A 19,784-nucleotide genomic window follows, 5' to 3' on the forward strand; every position below is an offset into this window, starting at 1 on the left:
CGATGCTCGTCCTCCTGGTCGGCTACATCCTGGAATCCCTCGCCCACATGCGCCAGGAACAGGCACGCCTCGCACACCTCTCCTACCCGGCACCCTCGCTCCGCCGGGTGCCGTCGAACCCGGCGCTGCTCGTCCCTGCCGTGCCGGGGCGGGACGAGGAGCCCGGTGCCTGACCGTCAGGGGCTGGCGGTGGAGACCGCGTACACCCAGGGACGTTCCGGAACCGTGCGGTCCACGGTGATGTTCAGGGTGGGCAGCGGTTCCTTCTGCTGGTAGGTCAGGCCGGACCACTTGAGGTGGGGGCTGAAGTGCCAGTTGACGGTGCGCTGGTCGCGTTCGTGGATGGTGATGTCGCCGTCCTTGAGGGCGGCGGTGGAGGTGCCCACGTCCCTGAGGAAGGTGTCGAGGTCGGCGGGGGTGGTGGCGAACCGGACGTACATCCGGCTGGTCTTCCAGTTGTTGGTCTCGTAGTAGGCGAGGTTCTGCGCCATCAGCGGGATCGGGAGGTGGTAGATGCGGCGCTGCACCTGGGACGGCCAGCCGACGGTGAGGCCGGCGGCGGAGGCCTCGGCCTCCTTGTTGCGGCCACTGTCTCGGCTCTGCTCGGCGGAGATCAGCAGATAGCCGGCCGGTACGCCGATCAGCAGGACGATGACGACCAGGGTGAGGGTGCGACGGACGATCATGTGCCGGCGGGTCTCCGGCGGCCGGTTCCGGCGGCTTCCGTGCGGGGGGCTCTGGCGTGGGATCGCGGAGGTCATTCGGTGGTTCCCTGTGCGCCGTCGGCGCGGGTCGTGCGGTCCTCGGGGCGGCGGGTTTCGGCGTGGGGGGGTTCGGAGCGGGGGGTTTCGGGGGTGTTCGTCGGCTCCGGGGTGTTGCCGCTGGTGCTGGAGGTACTGGAGGTGGCGCCGGCCGGGGGGTCGGGGAGTACAGCGCCGGGGATGCCGGCGGTGCGCAGGGCCTGGGCGTAGCGCTCGTAGCGTTCGTGCCGCTCGACACGGCGGCGATTGGTGCGGCGGAAGCGGCGGGCGACCAGCCGGGCCAGGTCGGCGGCGCCGACCATACCGGCCTCGGGGCCGAGCTGGGCCTTGGCGATACGGGCCTCGGGGCGGTAGCCGCGTCCGGTGAGCTGACGGCGGAAGGCGTCGCGGGCGGGGCCGATCAGCAGGTCGTCGGCGGCGCTGACGCCGCCACCGATGACGAAGCAGGAGGGGTCGAGCGCGGCGGCCAGATTGGCGATGCCGACGCCGAGCCACTGGCCGATGTCCTGGAGGAGTTCGACGCACATGGCGTCGCCCTCACGGGCCAGCTCGGTGATGAGCGGTCCGGTGATCTCGTGGATGTTGCCGCCGACCCGCTCGATCAGGTGGTAGGCGACAGGGGAGTCGGCGGCGGCCAGCTCCCGGGCCTCGCGGACCAGGGCGTTGCCGGAGCTGTACTGCTCCCAGCAGCCCCGGTTGCCGCACGGGCAGCGGTGTCCGCCGGGGACGACCTGCATATGGCCGAACTCGCCGGCGACGCCGTACTTGCCGCGCTTGACCTGCCCGTCCTCCAGGATCGCCCCGCCGATCCCGGTGCCGAGAGTGATCATGACGAGGTGGTCCTCGCCGCGTCCGGCACCGAAGCGCCACTCGGCCCAGGCGGCGGTGTTGGCGTCGTTGTCGACGAGGACCGGGACCGCCAGACGGGCGGTGATCGCGTCGCGCAGCGGCTCGTTGCGCCAGGCCAGGTGGGGGGCGAAGAGGACCTTGCTGCGGTCCGCGTCGACCCAGCCGGCCGCACCGATGCCCACCGCGTGGACGTCGTGCCGGTCGGAGAGGTCCAGGACCAGCTCGACGATGGTGTCCTCGACGACCTTGGGGCTCTTGGACTTGTCCGGGGTCTCGGTACGGAGGGTCTCCAGGATGGTGCCGTCGGCGTCGACGACGCCCGCCATCACCTTCGTACCGCCGATGTCGATGCCGACGGTGGGCACCCGCGGGGCGGTGAGGTGGGAGCGGCGTTCGCGGGGGCCGACGGTACGCAGCACGGTGGCCCGGGCGGTGCCTCGGGTGGCGAAGTCGCGGTAGGTGCTGCTCATCGGCCAAGGCCTTCCGCGGTGGGCGCTGTCCCGGGGAACCGGGCGGGGCGGCGGGGGAAACGCACGACTGGAATCGTCCCTGCGGGGTCTCGGGGAGCCGGCCGGAACGGGCCGACGGCGGACGGCGCCCGCTCGGGGCCGATTCTGCCACCCCGGCGGGTGCCGGACTTGTCCGGAGGGGCGGCCGGACGCGGCCGCCGTTACCTTCGGTTCACATACGGGTGCGCAGAGTGCCGAGCGGGAGAGTGGAGCGGCCGTGGTCGACGTGACGATGCGGGTCAACGGTGTGGACACCGTACTGGCCCTGGAACCCCGGGTCAGTCTGCTGGACGCGCTGCGCGACCGACTGGGCATGACGGGCACCAAGAAGGGCTGCGACCAGGGGGCGTGCGGGGCGTGCACGGTGCTGGTGGACGGGACGCGGATCGTGGCGTGTCTCACCCTTGCGGTCCAGTGCGAAGGGCGCGAGATCACCACGGTCGAGGGCATCGACCACCCGTTGCAGCGGGCCTTCGTCGCCCATGACGGCTTCCAGTGCGGTTACTGCACGCCCGGCCAGCTCTGCTCGGCGCTCGGCATGCTCCAGGAGTACGGGGCCGGGGCGCCCAGTGTGGTCACCGAGGACCTGGCGCACGGGCCCGCGGCGCTGAGTGACGAGGAGATCCGGGAGCGGATGAGCGGCAACCTGTGCCGGTGCGGTGCGTACAACGGGATCGTGGCGGCGATCCGGGACGTGGCGGAGCAGTCCGGCGCCGAGGGCGTGCGGGGGCGGTCCGCGTGAAGGACTTCGGGTACCAGCGGGCCGCGGACGTGGCGGCGGCGGTGGCCGCCGTCGGGCCGGGCACCAAGTTCCTCGCGGGCGGCACCAATCTGGTCGACCTGATGCGCGAGGGCGTCGAGACCCCGGACGCACTGATCGACGTATCGCGCCTGCCGCTCACCGGCATCGACGCACTGCCCGGCGGCGGTCTGCGGATCGGCGCGCTCACCAGTAACAGCCAGCTCGCCGCGCACCCCCTGGTCCGCACGCGCTACCCGGTGCTCGCGCAGGCAGTGCTGAGCGGCGCCTCCGGCCAGCTGCGCAACATGGCGACGGTCGGGGGCAATCTCCTCCAGCGCACCCGCTGCAGCTACTTCACCGATCACGCCACCCGGTGCAACAAGCGCTCCCCCGGCTCCGGCTGCGACGCCATCGACGGCTTCCACCGGACGCACGCGGTACTCGGCACCAGCGCACACTGCATCGCCGCGCACCCTTCCGACATGGCGGTGGCGCTGGTGGCGCTGGACGCCGTGGTCGAGGCGGTGAGTGTGCGCGGCACCCGGTACCTGCCGCTGGCAGGCTTCCACCGGCTGCCGGGCCGCACCCCGCACGAGGAGACCGAACTGGCCCCCGACGAGCTGATCACCGCCGTCGAGCTGCCCGCGCTGTCCGCCGCCGCGAACTCGCGCTACCGCAAGGTGCGCGACCGGGCGTCGTACGCCTTCGCGCTGGTGTCCGTCGCGGTGGCGCTGGAGGTGGACCGGGGAATGGTCTCGGAGGTACGGATCGGGCTCGGCGGGATCGGCACGGTGCCGTGGCGGGCGCGCGGCGCGGAACGGGTGCTGTTGGGGGCGACGGCGGGCGAGGAGTCGTACCGGCGGGCGGCGCACACGGAGCTGGCCCCGGCCGGCGGGCGTCCGCAGAACGCGTTCAAGGTCGAGCTGGTGCGGCGGGTGCTGGTGTCCACGCTGTGCGGGCTTACGGAAGGTGGTGCCGGATGAAGGGATTCCGCAGGCAGACGCGGGAGGCTGCTCAGGAGGTACGGGAGCGGGGGCGGGAGCAGGTGCCGCCGCGTCCCGGACCCCGGTATGTCGGGCTGCCGGTGGACCGCTTCGACGGTCCGGCGAAGGTGATGGGCAGCGCCCGGTATCCGGCCGAGCAGCCGTATCCGGGGCTGCTGCACGCGGCCCTGGTGCACGCGACGGTGACCCGTGGACGTATCTCCCGCATCGACACGGCGAAGGCGGTGGCCGAGCCCGGCGTGGTCACCGTCCTCACCCACCACAACGCGCCCGCCCTCAAGCCGACCAAACCGGCGGGCGTGCTCAGTCCGGCCGGCGAGGCAGCCGGCTCCTCGGTGAACTACCTGGGCACCGACGAGGTGCACTGGAACGGGCAGCCGGTCGCGGTCGTCGTCGCGTCGAGCGTCGAGGCCGCCCGGCACGCGGCGTCACTCGTCGAGGTCGTGTACGACACCCGGCCGGCCGTCGTCGACTTCGCGGCCGCGCGCCACGACGCCGTACCGCAGAAGAGCGGCCTGCTGCAGGAGGCGGAGGGCGACAAGGGGGATACCGAACTCGCCCTGGCGGAGGCCGAGTTCACCGTGGACCTGCACTACGAGACGCCGGTGCACCACCACAGCGCGATCGAGCCGCACGGCACCACGGCGGTCTGGGACGGCGACCGTCTCACCGTGCACGACACGACGCAGAACCTGGACCAGCTGCGGCAGCACCTGGCGTACAAGTTCGATGTGCCGGTGAAGCAGGTGCGGGCGCGGGCCGAGTTCGTGGGCGGGGCGTTCGGCGGCAAGGCGATGGTCTGGCCGGGGACGGTCCTGGCGGTGCTGGCCGCGCGTGTCACTTGTCGTCCGGTCCGGTTGCAGCTGACCCGCGAGGGCGTCTACCGCACGGTCGGCGGACGCACCCCGTCCACCCAGCGGGTCGCCCTCGGCGCCCGCGCGGACGGCACCCTCACCGCACTGCTGCACACCAGCGTCGCCCACCTGGGCAACGCGGGCGGATACGCCGAGCAGATCACCTCGCTCTCGCACCACGCCTACGCCGCCGAGAACATCCATCTGCGGCAGCACGTCGTCCGGATGGATGTCGTCCCCAACACCTGGATGCGGGCGCCCGGCGAGTCGATCGGCTCGTTCGCCCTGGAGTCCGCGATGGACGAGCTCGCCGAACGGCTCTCCATGGACCCGGTCGCCCTGCGCGTCCGCAACGAGCCCGCCCTCAACCCCCTCGACGAGCGCCGGAAGTTCTCCCACCGCGCGATGCGCGAGGTGTACGAGGAGGGCGCCCGCCGCTTCGGCTGGCAGCCGGGGCCGGTCGCGCCCGGCTCGGTGCGCGACGGCCGGTGGCTGATCGGCCGGGGTGTGGCGGCGGCACTGCATCCGGCGCTGATGCAGCCGGCCCACGTGTCGGTGCGGGTGGCGGCGGGCGAGGGGGCGCTGGTGCGGTGCGCGTTCCACGAGATCGGGGTGGGTGCGGCGACCGCGCAGGCCCAGATCGCGGCCGATGCGCTGGGGATCGCGGTCGGGGACGTTCGGGTCGAGTACGGCGACACGGATCTGCCGTGGGGGCCGGGTGCGGGCGGTTCGACCCAGACCGCGAGTGTGGCGGCGGCGCTGCTCACCGCGTGCGAGAAGGCCCGGGCGAAGGCGGGGGCGCGTCCCGGGGAGCCGGTGCTGGACGCGTTGCGCCGGAGACGGCGGCGCGGGCCGGTGGAGGTGTCGGTGGGCTCGGACTCGCGGCTGGGGCGCGGAATGACACAGGCGCGCTTCGCGGCCGAGTTCCTCCGGGACCGGCGGACCTGGGTGAGGGCGGCCACCGGTGCGCACTTCTGCGAGGTGCGGGTGGATCCGGAGACGGGAGAGGTACGGGTCTCCCGGTGGGTCGGCGTCTTCGACATCGGCACGGTGGTCAACGCGAAGCTGGCGGCGAGTCAGCTGCGCGGCGGGATCGTGATGGGGCTGGGGATGGCGCTGGGCGAGGAGACGCTGGTCGATCCTCGTACCGGGCGGATCACGAACGCGACCCTCTCGGAGTACCACGTGCCGGTCCACGCGGACGTGCCGTCCCTGGACGTGCACTTTCTGAACGACGCGGATCCGACCATGCCGGGCGGCGTGGTGGGAGCCGGCGAGGTCGGGATCACGGGGGTGGCGGCGGCGGTCGCCAACGCGGTCTACGGGGCGGTGGGCAGGAGGGCACGGAGGCTGCCGGTGCGGCTGGAGATGCTGATGTAGGGGCGGGCCCGTGCCCCTGGCAGGGGCACGGGCCCGCCTCTCCCCGCTAGTCCGTCACCCCGTGCAGGTTCGGTGCCGGTGCCCGCTCCAGCTCATGACGCAGATCATCCAGCTCCGAGCCCCCGGCCATCTGACGGGTCAGTTCGTCGAGGGTGATCTCCGCCTTGAGGTGGCTCCCCGACATGGCACCGCGCTTGAGCAGGACGAAGCGGTCGCCGACCAGGTAGGCGTGGTGCGGGTTGTGGGTGATCAGGACGACGCCCAGGCCCGCGTCGCGCGCGGCCGCGACGTACTTCAGGACGACGCCGGACTGCTTGACGCCCAGCGCGGCCGTCGGCTCGTCCAGGACGAGGACCTTGGCGCCGAAGTAGACGGCGCGGGCGATGGCCACGCACTGCCGCTCACCACCGGAGAGGGTGCCGATCGGCTGGTCGACGTCGCGCAGGTCGATGCCCATACGGAGCAGTTCCGAGCGGGTCGTCCGGCGCATCAGGTCGACATCGAGGCGACGGAACGGGCCGCGGCCCTTCGTCGGCTCGGAGCCGAGGAAGAAGTTCCGCCAGACCGGCATCAGGGGGACGACCGCCAGGTCCTGGAAGACCGTCGCGATGCCCCGGTCCAGGGCGTCGCGCGGATTGACCAGGGTGGTGTCCGCGCCCTCGATGCGGAAGGTGCCCGCGTTGTGCTGGTGCAGCCCGGCGATGATCTTGATCAGGGTGGACTTGCCGGCGCCGTTGTCGCCGAGCACACAGGTGATCTCGCCCGCGTGGACCTCCAGCGAGACGTCTTCGAGGGCCTTGATGTTCCCGTAGTACTTGCTGACGTGATCGAGTTCGACCAGCGGAACCCGGGGTCCGGCATCGACCGGTGCGCTCATGACCTTGCCTCCGCACGCTTGCGTACCCATGCGTTCAGCAGGGTGGCCAGAAGGAGCATCGCTCCGAGGAAGAACTTGAACCAGTCCGGATTCCACTCGGCGTAGACGATGCCCTTGCTCGTCATGCCGAAGATGAACGCCCCGACCGCCGAGCCGATCGCGGAACCGTACCCGCCGGTGATCAGACAGCCGCCGATGACCGCCGCGATGATGTACGTCAGCTCGTTGCCGACGCCCTCGCCGGACTGCACGACGTCGTAGGAGAAGAGCAGGTGCTGGCCGGAGATCCAGGCGGCGAAGGCGACCCCCATGTAGAGGCCGATGCGGGTCTTGTTGACCGGGACGCCGGTCGCGCGCGCCGCGTCCTTCTCGCCGCCCACCGCGAAGATCCAGTTTCCGGCGCGGGTGCGCAGCAGGATCCAGGTGGCCAGGGCGATCAGCACGAACCACCAGAGGATGGTGATTTTGAGGTTCACCGAGCCGATGGTGATCTGGGAGGCGAAGACGGCCTTGGCGGACTCGAAGCCCTCCATGTCGCCGATGCTCTTGGTGGACACGGTGCCGCTGATGAGCTTGGTGAAGCCGAGGTTCAGACCGGTCAGCATCAGGAAGGTGCCCAGCGTGATGATGAAGCTGGGCAGTTGGGTGCGGGTCAGCATGAAGCCGTTGAACACGCCGATGAGGAGCGTGACCAGCAGCGAGACGAAGACGCCGACCCAGACGTTGGCGGTCATCTGGTAGCTGAACATGGAGGAGATCAGCGCCGAGCTGGTCACCATCACACCGGCCGACAGGTCGAACTCGCCGCCGATCATCAGGAGCGCGACGGGCACCGCCATGATGCCGATGGTGGAGGCCGCGTACAGCACGGTCCCGAAGCTCGACGCGCGCAGGAAGCTGTCCGCCGCGATCGAGAAGAAGAGGAAGACGGCGATCGCGCCGACGACCGAGCCCAGTTCGGGGCGGCCCATCAGTTTGCGCAGCGGCGAGGTGTGGATCAGCCGTTCGTCGTGGCCCGCCCCTGGTGCGGGCGCTGGTGCTGTCGCTGTCATCGGGTCCCCCGCTTCGTGTACGCCTGCAGCTCCGCCGCACTGTCCTTGGAGATGATCTGCGGGCCGGTCAGTACCGGCCTGCCGCCGCCGAGCACGTTCGCGTTGTAGCGGTAGAGCCAGAGCAGGTCCACGGCCTCGTAGCCCTGGAGGTACGGCTGCTGGTCCACGGCGAAGCCGAGGGTGCCGTCGGCCAGCAGTCCCGCGACCTTGGCGTTGAGGTCGAAGGTGTCGATCTCGGCCTTGCTCCCGGACTGCTGCTTGGCCTGTACGGCGGCGTCCGCGAAGGGCGCGCCGAGGGTGACGACGGAGTCGATGTCCTTGGAGGTCTGCAGCTTGGCCTCGATGGACGCCTGTACGTCGGGCATGTTGGTGCCGTCGACATAGAGGTTCTCGACGCTGCCCCCGAAGGCCTTCTTCACGCCTTCGCAGCGCTGCTCGTGGCCGACGTTGCCCCGCTCGTGCAGGACGCAGAGGGCCTTCTTCCGGTCGCGCTTGTCCAGCTCCTCGCCGACCGCCTCGCCCGCGATGGCCTCGTCCTGGCCGATGTGGGTGAGCGCGCCGAAGGCCTTGGACTCGGCGGTGCCGGAGTTGATGGTGATCACCGGGATGCCGGCCCTGGTGGCCTTCGCGACGACGTCCTTCATGGCGTCCGGCTTGGCGAGCGAGACGATCAGCCCGTCGACCTTCTTGTCGATGTAGGTGTCGACCAGCTGGGCCTGCTGCTGGGCCTCCGCGTTGTTTGCGTAAAGGAATTCGATGTTGTCCTTGTCGGCCGCCTGCTTGGCGCCCTTCTGGACGATGTCCCAGAACGTGTCCCCTGCACCCGAGTGGGTGACCATGGCGAAGGTCCACCTGGGGGTGCTCACCGCGGCCTTGCCCCGGGCGGCGGACTCGGCCGCGCGCTCCTCGGCCCGCTTGCCGCCCGTGCTGCTGCAACCGGCGAGGGAAGCCCCGAGTACCGCCGCCAGCACGGCGCCCAGCACACGTACCTCTGTCCGAACCCTTGCCACGACGTGGTGCCCTTCTCGCTGTACTCCTCGGTGCGTCGGGGCGGTATTGAGCCAGACCCCGGCTGGCCAAGTATCCCTGAAGCCCAGGTGCGGGCACTCATCAGGGGCCGGGCGAGCCGGGAGCCTTCCCGCCGGGCGGCCGGGGGTCCTCCCCCGGGGCGGCGCAGCGGGTCCGGGGGCCGGGCGTGCGGTGGTGGGGCGGGCCGTCGGGCAGGTCATGGGGCAGGTCACCGGGTGCCGCGGGCGGTGTACTTCTCCAGGGCCTGGACGTCCTTCACGGTCACGATCGCGGGTCCGGTGAGGACCGGCTTGCCGCCGCCCAGGACGTTTCCGTTGGTGCGATTCAGCCAGATCTCGTCGATGGCGAGGTAGCCCTGGAGGTACGGCTGCTGGTCGACGGCGAAGCCGACCTGCCGGTCCTTGAGGCTCTTCACGACGGCCGCGTTGAGGTCGAAGGTGTCCACCTCGGCCTTGCTGCCGGAGCCCTCCTTCGCCTTCACCGTCGCGTCCGCGAACGGTGCGCCCAGGGTGACGACGGCGTCGATGTCCTTGGCGGTCTGGAGCTTCGCCTCGATGGAGGAGGTGGAGGCGGGCATGTTGGTGCCCTCCACATTGAGGTTCTCGACACTGCCCCTGAAGGTCTTCTTCACGCCCGCGCAGCGCTCCTCCAGGGAGACGTTGCCCTGTTCGTGGATCACGCAGAGTGCCTTCTTCCTGCCCCGCTTGTTGAGCTCCTCGCCGACGCCCTCGCCCGCGACGGCCTCGTCCTGGCCGATGTGGCTGAGTGCGCCGAGGGCGGCGGAGTGCTGGCCTCCGGAGTTGATGGTGACCACGGGTATGCCCGCCGCGACGGCCTTCTTCACGGCGGCGCCCACCGCTTCGGGCTTGGCGAGGGTGACGACGATGCCCTGGACCTTCTTGTCGATGGCCGCCTCGATGAGCTGGGCCTGCTCCTTGCCCTCCTTGTTGGCTGAGTAGAGGAACTCGACGTTGTCCTTCTCGGCCGCCGCCTTGGCGCCGTTCTGGACGATGTCCCAGAAGGTGTCGCCCTCGCCGGAGTGCGTGATCATCGCGATCTTGATGCGGGGCGTGTCGGCGGCCTTGCCGCCCGCGCCCTCGCTCTGCGCCGGTTTCTCCACGGATTCCTTGCCTCCGGAGCTGCTGCACCCGGTGACGGTGAGCGCGGCGACTGCGCAGGTGGTGGCCAGCAGGGTTGCCGTACGGGCCTTGCGAGTGGTGGGCATGGTGTGTGAGTCCGCCTCGTGTCCCCCGCCGCCCGGTTGACGGCTGGGGGTGTTTTAACCGGGCGGGTACGACGCCGTCAATGGTTTGTCCGGACATTCTCCAGTAGCGTAACGGGCTTTACGAGCAAGGGAGTTCACCCGGTCCGGGCCTTCACAGCGGCAGCGGACGCGGGTCCGGGGCGGATTCACGCCCGTACGAGCAGCTGGAAGTCGAAGGCGTACCGCGACGCCCGGTAGAGGTGCGAGCCGAACTCGACCGCGCGCCCGGTGCCGTCGTACGTCCGCCGCTCCATGGTGAGCAGCGGCGCCCCGGCCGCCTCGCCCAGCAGGGCGCCCTCCTGGGTGTCCGCCGCCCGCGCCCCCACGGTCTGGCGGGCGCTGTGCAGGGTGATTCCGGCGGTGCGCATCATCCGGTAGAGGCCGGTGGTCTCCAGTTCGGCGCTGTCGAGGGGGAGCAGTCCGGCGGGGAGGTGGTTGCGGAGGAAGGCCATGGGTTCGTCGTGGGCGGAGCGGAGCCGGTCGATGCGGTGCACCTCGGCGCCCTCCGCGAGGCCGAGGGCGGCGGCGACCTCGGGTCCGGCCTGCTCGACGGCGTTGTGCAGGACGCGGGTGGCCGGGTGCTGTCCGGCCGCCGCCAGGTCGTCGTACAAGCTGCTCAGTTCGAGCGGGCGGCGGACCTGGCTGTGCATTACCTGGGTTCCGATGCCCCGGCGGCGCACCAGCAGCCCCTTTTCCACCAGGGACTGGATGGCCTGACGGACGGTGGGCCGGGAAAGCCCGAGGCGGGCGGCCAGCTCGACCTCGTTGCCCAGCAGACTCCCCGGCGTGAGCCTGCCCTTCTCTATGGCGGCTTCGAGCTGCTGGGAGAGCTGGAAGTAGAGGGGTACGGGGCTGGCGCGGTCCACGCCGAGCTGCAGGGCGACGGTGGGGTCGGTCGCTTGTTTTGGCACGGTGGCGAGCGTAGCCGCGCGACGGCAGCGCGTCATCAACTCAGGTGCTGACGTGGCCCGTTGCCCTCGCGTCGGATTGTCCTGATGTCCTGACAAGCTTCTTGACAGGGTGTCAGCGCTGTTGTCGAGTGGGGGCATGCGTATCGGACTCATGGGCACGGGCCGGATCGGATCCTTCCATGCGGAGGTGCTCGCTCGTCATCCGGCGGTGGACTCGCTGGTACTGGCGGATGCGGATGCGGTACGGGCCGCCGAGCTCGCGGAGCGCGTGGGCGCCGAATTCGCCCCGGCCGAGGACCTGTTGGGGGCCGGACTGGACGCGGTGGTGATCGCGTCGGCGACCGCGGCGCACGCCGGGCAGATCGCTCTCGCTGCCCACGCCGGGCTCCCGGTGTTCTGCGAGAAGCCCATCGCCGTCGACCTGCCCGGCACGCTGGCCGCCCTGCGCGCGGTGGAGGCGGCGGGCACGGTGCTCCAGCTCGGCTTCATGCGCCGCTTCGACGCCGGGTACGCGGCGGCCCGCGACCGGGTCCGGGCGGGCGAGCTGGGCCGGCTGCACACCGTGCGGACCGTCTCCTCCGACGCGACCCCGCCCCCGGCCGCCTACCTCCCGCTCTCCGGCGGTCTCTACCGGGACTGCCTGGTGCACGACTTCGACATCCTGCGCTGGGTCACCGGGCGGGAGGTGGTGGAGGTGTACGCCGTCGGGTCGGCGGCCGGGCCCGCGATGTTCGCGGCGGCGGGCGATGTGGCGACGGCCGCGGTGGTGCTGACCCTGGACGACGGGGCGCTGGCCACGGCGACCGCGACCCGCTGCAACGGTGCCGGGTACGACGTACGGATGGAGCTGGCCGGGGAGCTGGACCAGCTCGCGGTTGGCCTCGACGACCGCACCCCGATCACCTCCACGCAGCCGCTGGGCCCGCCCGCTCCGGCGAAGCCTTGGGCCGGGTTCCTGGAGCGGTTCGCGCCCGCGTACGAAGCGGAACTGGACGCGTTCCTGCACGTCGTCCGAGGTGAACGCGCGAACCCCTGCGACGGGCGCGAGGCACTTCAGGCGCTGCGGGTGGCCGAGGCGTGCGAGGTGTCACGGCGGGAGCGGCGGGCGGTTCGGGTGGCGGAGATACCCGGGGGCGAGCCGGCCTGACGCCACCGCCCCACCGCCCCGCCGCCCGGGGCCCCTCGGACGCGGGCGTTCAGTACCCGACGGTGAACCGCTCCCCCACGTGCTGCGGACGCTCGATCTCGTCCACCAGCGCCACCGCGTAGTCCTCCGCGCTGATCCGGCTGTTGCCCTCCGCGTCCAGCACCAGGTTCTCGGTGTCCTGGCGGTACGAGCCGGTGCGCTCGCCGGGTTCGATGGTCCCGGCGGGGCTGACGTTGGTCCAGTCGATGTCGTCCACCGTGCGGTAGAAGTCGAGCGCGTCGCCGTGCGCGTGCATGATCTGGAGCAGGAACTCGGGCAGCCCCTCGGCGTCCCACACCAGCTTGCCGTCCGGGGTGCGCAGCGAGCCCGCGCCGCCCACCGCGATCAGCCGGGGCGCTTCGTCACCCAGCGCACGTACCCCTGCGACCAGGGACTTCGCCGCGGGCTCGATGGTCGCGAGGTGGCCGGGGCCGTCGCCACCGCCGACCGCGCTGAGCAGCACGTCCTGGCCCTTGGCGGCCGCGCTCACCGAGGCCGGGTCGAGGACGTCGCCGGTGGTGACGGTGAGGTTCTGGTGGCCGGCGGCGTCGAGCTTGGACGGGTCACGGACGACGGCGGTGACCTGGTGGCCACGGGACAGGGCCTCACGCAGGACGCGGCTGCCGAGGGTACCGGTGGCGCCGAACAGAGTGATCTTGGCCATGGGAAGTCCTTCCAAGGTGGTGATTTTAGGGATCCGGGCTGCGGTCTCATCCCGCCCTTCCACCAACATATGAGGTGAAAGCCCTGATTGCCGGGTACGCTCCGGACACATGGTGGTGAAAAACCGACAGCCGAACGGGTCAGGATCACGGGCGGGGTCCGCGCCCATCCCCGAGGTCCGCTTCCACGCGCCCAGCTCGGCGCCCGCCGGCGTGGAGGTGCTGACCCTGGCCACGCTGCGTGCAGGCGCCTGCGCGGGTTCGCTCGCGGTGTCGCACCGCCCCGACTTCCATCATCTCCTCGTCCTCGACAGCGGCGTCCTCCCGCTGATGGTCGACTTCGCGTCGTACCGGCTGCTGCCGGGCGAGTGGCTGTGGGTACGGCCGGGGCAGGTGCACCGCTGGGACGAGCTGTACGGGGCGGAGGGCGTCCTCGTACTCTTCGAGGCGGGCTTTCCGGATCCGGCGACCAGTGCGGCGGCCCGGCTGGACGATCCCTTCGGGCCGACGGTACGCCGCCCGGCCGAGGCGGACGGGGTGGCGGCGCGGCGTGCGCTCGACCACCTGGACCATGAGTTCCGGTCGCTGCGGGACGGCGGCCCACTCCCTCCGGAGACCCACCTCGCCGTACTCCGCCACCTCCTTGCCGCCCTGCTGCTGCGGTTCACCCCGCTGGACGAGCCGCAGGGGGGCTGCGACAGCCCCGACACCTATCTGCGTTTCCGGGCGGCGGTGGAGCGGGACTTCGCCCGCACCCGTCGTGTCGAGGACTACGCCCGCGAGCTCGGGTACGCCCCCCGCACCCTGTCGCGGGCGACGCTCGCCGCGTCGGGGGTCGGTGCGAAGGAGTTCATCGACCGCCGGGTCGTACTGGAGGCGCAGCGGCTGCTGGCCCACAGCGACCACAGCGCGTCGAGGATCGCGGGACTGCTCGGGTTCCGGGACGCGGCGAACTTCGGAAAGTTCTTCCAGCAGCGCACCGGGACCAGCCCGTTGGCCTTTCGTGGGGCAGCGCGAGGCGGGGCGGCGGGGTAGCGCGGCCGAGGCGCTCCGGGGGGCGGCGGGGTAGCGCCGTCGCGCCCTGACCGGACCCGACGGCGCCCCCGCACCGGAGCTGCCTCACCACCGCACCGGCAGCTCCCGCACTCCCCTGATCAGCAGCCCCGGCAGCCACTCCAGCGGCCCGCCCTCCGGGTCCGGCGCCAGGTCGGGGCAGCGCTCCAGCAGGCTGCGGATCGCGATCCGCCCCTCCATCCGGGCCAGCGGAGCGCCCAGGCAGAAGTGGATGCCATGGCCGAAGGCGAGGTGCCCCTGGGTCGGTCGACGGATGTCGAAGCGGTCGGGGTCCGGGTAGCGGGCGGGGTCGCGGTCACCGGCACCCACCGCCACCAGCACCGCCTTGCCGGCCGGTACGGAGACACCACCGATCTCGACCGGTTCGCCGGTGAAACGGAAGGTGGAGGTCTCCACCGGTCCGTCGTAGCGGAGCATCTCCTCCACCGCGCCGTCGATGAGGCCGTCGAAGTCGGCGCGCAGGGCGGCGAGTTGGTCGGGGTGGGCGAGCAGCGCGCGTACCCCGTTGGAGATCAGGTTGACGGTGGTCTCGTGGCCCGCCACGAGCAGCAGGAAGGCCATCCCGACGAGTTCGTCGGAGGTGAGCCGGTCGCCGTCCTCCTCCCTCGCTTTGACCAGACCGCTCAGCAGGTCCTCGCCGGGCGAGCTCCGCTTGTCCTCGATCAACTCGGCGAGGAAGACGCTCATCTCGGAGGCGGCGGTGGCCGTCGCCTCGGGACTGGTGGGTGCGACGACCTCGTTGGACCAGGCGCGGAAGCGGTCCCGGTCGAGGTCGGGCACGCCGAGGAGTTCGCAGATGACCGTCATCGGCAGCGGAAAGGCGAGTGCGTCGATCAGGTCGGCGGAGGAACGTCCCTTCGCCGTCATGGAGTCGAGGAGTTCGTCGGCGACCTGCTGGACGCGCGGACGCATCGCCTCCACCCGCCGCGCGGTGAACTCCCGGGTGACCAGCTTGCGCAGCCGGGTGTGGTGCGGCGGGTCGGCTTCCAGCATGTTGGCGTTCAGGGCGTTGCCGTCCTCGCCCGACCACAGGTCGAAGTTGCGCCAGTTCTTACTGAGCCGGGGGTCCGCGAGGGCCGCCCTGGCCTCCTCGTACCCGACGATCAGCAGCATTTCCTCGACGTCGGCGGTGCGGACGAGGTGGGCGGGTCCGCTCTCGCGCAGCTTGGCGTAGAACGGATATGGATCCGCCGTGAATTCCTCGGTGTGTTCCCGCAGATCGACGACCGCCATGATGTGTCCCTCCCGTTGGCTCGGCGTCCCCCGCCGTCAGCCTACGTCGTCGGCCCCGTCGAGCAGTCCGGCGTCATGGGCCAACAGGGCGATCTGGACCCGGTTGTTGAGGTCCAGCTTGGCGAGGATGCGGGAGACGTGGGTCTTCACGGTGGGCACGCTCATGTACAGCTCGGCGGCGATCTCCGCGTTGGAGCAGCCCCGGCCGACCGCCAGGGCCACTTCCCTTTCGCGTTCGGCGAGTTGGCCCAGCCGCTGCTGGGCGCGGCCCTTGCGGTCCTCGGTGCCGCCGGGGGCGGCGACATGGGTGATGAGCTGCTGGGTGACGGCGGGCGAGAGTACGGGGTCACCGGCGGCCACCCGCCGTACCGCGGCGACGATTTCGGCGGGCGGGGTGTCCTTGAGCACGAATCCGGCTGCCCCGGCGCGCAGCGCCCGCAGAACCTGCTCGTCGGCATGGAAGGTGGTGAGGACGACGACCTCGGGGGCGTCGGGCGCCGCGCGCAGGCGTTCGGTGGCGCTGAGTCCGTCCAGTACCGGCATCCGGATGTCCATCAGGACGACGTCGGGCCGCAACTCCCTCACGGCGTCGAGCGCTTGGGCGCCGTCGGCGGCCTCGCCGATGATCTCGATGTCCTCGGCGCCGCCGAGCATGAAGGTGAGCCCGGCCCGCACGAGGGGGTCGTCGTCCACGAGAAGGAGGGTGATCCTGGTCGTCGTCATGGGGCCCACGGTAGCCAAGCGGTGATCACGAAGCCGCCGTCGGGCCGGGGGCCGTGGGTGAGTCGGCCGCCGGCGAGGGTCGCGCGTTCGGTGAGGCCGATGAGGCCCTGTCCGGACCCGGGGACCTCCGGTACGTCGCCGACGGGGGCCGGGTTGCGGATCTCGACCTGGATCCCGTCGCCCGCGCGGCCCGAGACGGTGACGGAGACCTCGGCGCCGGGGGCGTGCTTGCGGGCGTTGGTCAGGCCTTCCTGGGCGATGCGGTAGACGGTGCGGCCGACCGCGCCGGGGACCGCCGCCGGGTCTTCGATGCGGTTGTCGAAGGTGGCCTTGGCGCCTGCCTGGCGGGACTCGGCGACCAGTGCGTCGAGGGTGTCGAGGGTGGGCTGCGGCCGGTCCTCGTCGCCGGGGCCGGACCCCGGGCTGCGGAGCACGCCGATGATCTCGCGGAGGTCCTGGAGTGCTTCATGGGCGCTGTCGCGGATCACCCCTGCCGCGCGGGCGACCTCGGCGGGCGGTGCGTCGGGCCGGAACTCCAGTGCTCCGGCGTGCACGCTCAACAGGCTGAGCCGGTGGGCGAGTACGTCGTGCATCTCGCGGGCCATGTCCTCGCGGGCCAGCCGCTGGGCCTGCTCGGCGCGGAGCGCCGCCTCGGCCTCGGCACGTACCGCCCGGTCGCGCAGGGCCTCGACGAGCTGACGGCGGGAACGTACGAACATGCCCCAGCCGACGACGAACAGGGTGATGAACACGCTGGCGATCAGGGTCACCTGCCAGGACACCGACGGGTCGGGCCGCAGCACCATCTGGATCAGCCCGCTGACCAGCGCCGCCCCGGCCAGTGGGCCCACCACCCTGAAGGGCCGGTGGATGGTCACGCTGAACAGTGCGACGATCATGGCCCCGGAGGACGTCGGCGAGATGGTCCCGAGCGCGATGAGCGCCATCGCGAGTCCGGTCGGCCAGCGCCGCCGCAGCCACAGCGCGCAACAGGCGAGCGCCCCGGTGACCTGGTCGAACACCAGCACAAAGCCGGGGTTGCCGATCTCGTACGCGGTGGTGGCGGCGCCCCATCCGATGAGCGCGGCCAGCAGGAACATCGACAGGTCCACGAACCAGTCCCGCGGCGTCCTCGGCAGCCGCTTTCCCCTGCCGCCACCCTTCCCGCTCCCGTCCCCGGGCGCTTCGGGACGGCCCAACGCCGACGGCAGCAGCCACCGGTACTCCTGTTCGCTCATACCTCCCAAAGTACGCAGGTGAGAACGGTGCCGGGGCCCGCGCAGACGCCCCAGCGACCAAAGTCGCCCAGGACGCGACTTTCGGCGGGGGCACCGGCCACGCCCGGCAGCCCTACGGCCGATTCCGGCCCGCTCCCGGACGGTCCAGGCTGGGCCGCATGAAGCGAATCCTGGAAGTTGTCGGTTTCCTGCTGCTGCTGTGGGGCGTGGGCGGGCTGGTCCACGAGTGGTTCGACGGGTTCAGGATGTGGACCGTGGTGGACAAGCTCAGCTGGTTCGACGGTTACGAGATCTACGCCAATATCGTGCTGGCCGCGGCGGGCCTCGCCCTGGTCGTGGCGGCTGAACGCTCGGGCCGCACCGCCGCCCACGCCAGGGGCTCCGGCGACAGCTGACAGGGTGGGCAAGGGGAGCGGAGGGGCTCCCTCAGGCCACAGCGGTTCTCCGGTCGGCGGAGGCCCGTCGCCCCCATGCCGTTCCCGCCAGTACCAGTACGCCGCCCAGCAGGCCCGGCGCACCGAGCCGTTCGCCCCCGATGGCGATCCCCACCGCCGCCGCCCACAGCGGCTCCGTCCCCAGGAGCAGGCTGACGCGGGACGGCGAGGTGCGACGTACCGCCCACATCTGTACGGCAAACGCGATCAGCGTGCAGAACACGGACAGGAACAGCAGCCCCGCCCACTCCCCCGCCCCGAATCCGGCCGCCACGCTCCAGGGTGAGGGACCGGTCCCGGGAACCGTGGCCAGTACGGCGAACACGGCCACCGCCGCGCCGAGTTGGACCGTGGTCAGCGACAGCGCGTCCGCCTCCCCCGCCCCCTTCATCCGCGCCATGAACAGCACGTGGGCCGTACGGGCCAGCGCGGCGAGCAGCATCAGCAGGTCCCCGGCCGACGGCGCGGTGAAGCCGCCGCCCTGGGTCAGCAGGACCACCCCCAGTACCGAGAGCCCTGCGGCGGCCAGGAACGCACGCGGCGGCGTGGTCCTGGTGACGGCCGCCTCGGCGAGCGGGGTGAAGATCATCGTGAGGCTGATGATGAGCCCGGCGTTGGTGGCCGAGGTGTGCACGACGCCGTACGTCTCCAGCAGGAAGATCCCGCTGAGCACCAGCCCGAGGAGTCCGGCGCTCCGCCACTGCGCGGGGGTCAGCGCCCGCAGCTTCCGCCACCCGACGACCAGGAGCACCGGCAGCACGATCGCGAACCGCAGCACCAGCACCGCCACGACGGTCTGCGCGGTGGTGATCTCCTTCGCGGCGAGATAGCTGGCTCCCCACACCACCGCCACACCCAGCACGGGCAGATCGGCGAAGCGGGCCGCGCGGGCGGGCGCGGGGGTGTGCACGGCGGAAGAGGTGGCGGCCACGGCGCGGTCTCCAACTGAGGGTGTTGAGGTGGAGACTTCGGCGGCTCGCACGCGGAGCGCTCACCGTACCGGGAGGCCGATCTTCCGGGGAAGGGATTTCGGCGGTACGGACGGGCTCGGTGGGGTGCGGGGTCGGTGTCCGAATGGCGCCAGCACGGGATGCGCCCGGCGGGTTTCCTTGAAATCGCAACCACCACTCGGACCTGCGACAGCAGCCAACGAAGAGGACCTCCAGATGTCTACGACGACGAACACGGACGCGCACACGGGCACCACCCTCACGACCAGGGCGGCGCTGGTCACCGGCGGCAGCCGGGGCATGGGTGCGGCCATCGCGCTGCGGCTGGCGCAGGACGGCGCCGATGTCGCGGTCACCTACGTGGAGGGCGAGCAGGCGGCACGGGACGTGGTGCGCAAGATCGAGGCGCTGGGCCGGCGGGGGCTCGCGGTACGGATGGACTCGGCGGACGCGGAGTCGGTCACCGGCGCGGTCGCCACGGTGGCCGACCACTTCGGCCGGCTGGACATCCTGGTCAACAATGCGGGCATCGGCGTGCTGGGCCCCATCGAGGGACTGACGCTCGCGGATGTGGACCGGGTGCTCGCGGTGAATGTGCGGGCGGTGTTCCTGGCTTCGCAGGCGGCGGCCGGCGTCCTGGAGGACGGCGGCCGGATCGTCTCCACCGGATCGGCCCTCACCCGGTACGCGGGCGGCCCCGGCGGCTCCCTCTACGCGATGAGCAAGTCGGCCCTGACCGGGCTGACCAAGGCCCTCGCGCGGGAGGTCGGCGACCGGGGCATCACCGTCAATCTGATCCACCCGGGCGCGGTCGACACGGACATGAACCCGGCGGACGGTCCGTACGCGGAGCCGCAGCGGGCGAACACCGCACTGGGCCGGTTCGGGCGCCCGGAGGAGGCGGCGTCGCTGGTGGCGTATCTGGCGAGTGACGAGGGTGCCTTTGTGACGGGCGCGGAGCTGGTCATGGACGGCGGGCACGCAGCCTGACGGACCTCGCCCGACCGCCCTCTGCCCCCCACCTCCACAGCGAGGCGGGGGGCACAGAACCT

General features: G+C 71.6%; 18 protein-coding genes and 1 pseudogene. 7 read left to right on the forward strand and 12 right to left on the reverse strand.

The genetic code is table 11. From position 1 onward, the window contains the following. Positions 1–176 precede the first annotated feature (176 nt). Positions 177–761, reverse strand: a complete 585-nt coding sequence (locus tag ACIA73_RS25870; protein ID WP_399441099.1) for a hypothetical protein — start codon at positions 759–761, stop codon at positions 177–179. 182 nt (positions 762–943) lie between these two features. Next, positions 944–2,080: pseudogene (locus ACIA73_RS25875) on the reverse strand (ROK family glucokinase); the annotation flags it as partial. A gap of 271 nt (positions 2,081–2,351) precedes the next feature. Here ACIA73_RS25875 and ACIA73_RS25880 point away from each other — a divergent pair. Genes ACIA73_RS25880 through ACIA73_RS25890 form a run of 3 tightly spaced genes read left to right on the forward strand, consistent with a single transcriptional unit; the run spans position 2,352 to position 6,099 of the window. Further along, positions 2,352–2,861: a (2Fe-2S)-binding protein gene (locus ACIA73_RS25880; protein ID WP_399441285.1), complete on the forward strand. Its 510-nt coding sequence runs from the start codon at positions 2,352–2,354 to the stop codon at positions 2,859–2,861. Next, positions 2,858–3,844: an FAD binding domain-containing protein gene (locus ACIA73_RS25885; protein WP_399441100.1), complete on the forward strand. Its 987-nt coding sequence runs from the start codon at positions 2,858–2,860 to the stop codon at positions 3,842–3,844. Before ACIA73_RS25880 ends, ACIA73_RS25885 begins: the two co-directional genes overlap by 4 nt. After that, positions 3,841–6,099, forward strand: a complete 2,259-nt coding sequence (locus ACIA73_RS25890) for a xanthine dehydrogenase family protein molybdopterin-binding subunit (RefSeq protein WP_399441101.1) — start codon at positions 3,841–3,843, stop codon at positions 6,097–6,099. The genes ACIA73_RS25885 and ACIA73_RS25890 overlap by 4 nt, the downstream gene beginning before the upstream one ends. A gap of 46 nt (positions 6,100–6,145) precedes the next feature. Here the strand turns inward: ACIA73_RS25890 and ACIA73_RS25895 are convergent, their stop codons facing one another. The 5 genes from ACIA73_RS25895 to ACIA73_RS25915 form a co-directional block, all read right to left on the reverse strand. After that, positions 6,146–6,976, reverse strand: coding sequence for an ATP-binding cassette domain-containing protein (locus tag ACIA73_RS25895; RefSeq protein ID WP_399441102.1), 831 nt, complete (start codon positions 6,974–6,976; stop codon positions 6,146–6,148). Continuing rightward, positions 6,973–8,028 carry an ABC transporter permease gene (locus tag ACIA73_RS25900; protein WP_399441103.1) on the reverse strand — a complete coding sequence of 352 codons (1,056 nt, stop codon included), beginning with the start codon at positions 8,026–8,028 and terminating at the stop codon, positions 6,973–6,975. Before ACIA73_RS25900 ends, ACIA73_RS25895 begins: the two co-directional genes overlap by 4 nt. Continuing rightward, the gene (locus ACIA73_RS25905) at positions 8,025–9,008 is read right to left on the reverse strand and encodes a sugar ABC transporter substrate-binding protein (RefSeq protein ID WP_399441286.1); all 984 of its coding nucleotides are present in this window, start codon (positions 9,006–9,008) and stop codon (positions 8,025–8,027) included. Before ACIA73_RS25905 ends, ACIA73_RS25900 begins: the two co-directional genes overlap by 4 nt. A gap of 257 nt (positions 9,009–9,265) precedes the next feature. Beyond that, positions 9,266–10,282: a substrate-binding domain-containing protein gene (locus ACIA73_RS25910; RefSeq protein ID WP_399441104.1), complete on the reverse strand. Its 1,017-nt coding sequence runs from the start codon at positions 10,280–10,282 to the stop codon at positions 9,266–9,268. Between the two features lie 185 nt (positions 10,283–10,467). After that, the gene (locus ACIA73_RS25915; protein WP_399441287.1) at positions 10,468–11,187 is read right to left on the reverse strand and encodes a GntR family transcriptional regulator; all 720 of its coding nucleotides are present in this window, start codon (positions 11,185–11,187) and stop codon (positions 10,468–10,470) included. A 181-nt stretch (positions 11,188–11,368) separates the two neighbouring features. On the opposite strand from ACIA73_RS25915, the gene ACIA73_RS25920 reads away from it, so the two are divergent. After that, a complete protein-coding gene (locus ACIA73_RS25920; RefSeq protein WP_399441105.1) occupies positions 11,369–12,379 on the forward strand; it encodes a Gfo/Idh/MocA family oxidoreductase in 1,011 nt (336 codons plus the stop codon). Positions 12,380–12,428: 49 nt separating this feature from the next. On the opposite strand, the gene ACIA73_RS25925 is transcribed toward ACIA73_RS25920, so the two are convergent. Further along, entirely contained in the window at positions 12,429–13,082 is a 654-nt protein-coding gene (locus tag ACIA73_RS25925) for an NAD(P)-dependent oxidoreductase (RefSeq protein WP_399441106.1), read from the reverse strand. A gap of 109 nt (positions 13,083–13,191) precedes the next feature. Here ACIA73_RS25925 and ACIA73_RS25930 point away from each other — a divergent pair, with 109 nt between their 5' ends. Beyond that, positions 13,192–14,115: a helix-turn-helix domain-containing protein gene (locus ACIA73_RS25930; RefSeq protein WP_399441107.1), complete on the forward strand. Its 924-nt coding sequence runs from the start codon at positions 13,192–13,194 to the stop codon at positions 14,113–14,115. An 84-nt stretch (positions 14,116–14,199) separates the two neighbouring features. Here ACIA73_RS25930 and ACIA73_RS25935 read toward each other — a convergent pair whose 3' ends face one another. Genes ACIA73_RS25935 through ACIA73_RS25945 form a run of 3 tightly spaced genes read right to left on the reverse strand, consistent with a single transcriptional unit; the run spans position 14,200 to position 17,348 of the window. After that, positions 14,200–15,387, reverse strand: coding sequence for a cytochrome P450 (locus tag ACIA73_RS25935; RefSeq protein WP_399441108.1), 1,188 nt, complete (start codon positions 15,385–15,387; stop codon positions 14,200–14,202). A 36-nt stretch (positions 15,388–15,423) separates the two neighbouring features. Continuing rightward, a complete protein-coding gene (locus tag ACIA73_RS25940) occupies positions 15,424–16,110 on the reverse strand; it encodes a response regulator (RefSeq protein WP_399441109.1) in 687 nt (228 codons plus the stop codon). Then, positions 16,107–17,348, reverse strand: a complete 1,242-nt coding sequence (locus ACIA73_RS25945; RefSeq protein ID WP_399441110.1) for a sensor histidine kinase — start codon at positions 17,346–17,348, stop codon at positions 16,107–16,109. The genes ACIA73_RS25940 and ACIA73_RS25945 overlap by 4 nt, the downstream gene beginning before the upstream one ends. Before the next feature lie 158 nt (positions 17,349–17,506). On the opposite strand from ACIA73_RS25945, the gene ACIA73_RS25950 reads away from it, so the two are divergent. Beyond that, positions 17,507–17,743, forward strand: a complete 237-nt coding sequence (locus tag ACIA73_RS25950; RefSeq protein WP_399441111.1) for a hypothetical protein — start codon at positions 17,507–17,509, stop codon at positions 17,741–17,743. A 31-nt stretch (positions 17,744–17,774) separates the two neighbouring features. Here the strand turns inward: ACIA73_RS25950 and ACIA73_RS25955 are convergent, their stop codons facing one another. Continuing rightward, the gene (locus tag ACIA73_RS25955) at positions 17,775–18,713 is read right to left on the reverse strand and encodes a DMT family transporter (protein WP_399441112.1); all 939 of its coding nucleotides are present in this window, start codon (positions 18,711–18,713) and stop codon (positions 17,775–17,777) included. Positions 18,714–18,948: 235 nt separating this feature from the next. Between ACIA73_RS25955 and ACIA73_RS25960 the strand changes: the two genes are divergently transcribed. Beyond that, positions 18,949–19,722 (forward strand): SDR family NAD(P)-dependent oxidoreductase, encoded by a 774-nt coding sequence (locus ACIA73_RS25960; protein ID WP_399441113.1) that lies wholly within the window; start codon positions 18,949–18,951, stop codon positions 19,720–19,722. Positions 19,723–19,784: the final 62 nt, after the last annotated feature.

The organism is Streptomyces sp. NPDC051561, assembly GCF_044454195.1.
Taxonomy (GTDB): domain Bacteria; phylum Actinomycetota; class Actinomycetes; order Streptomycetales; family Streptomycetaceae; genus Streptomyces.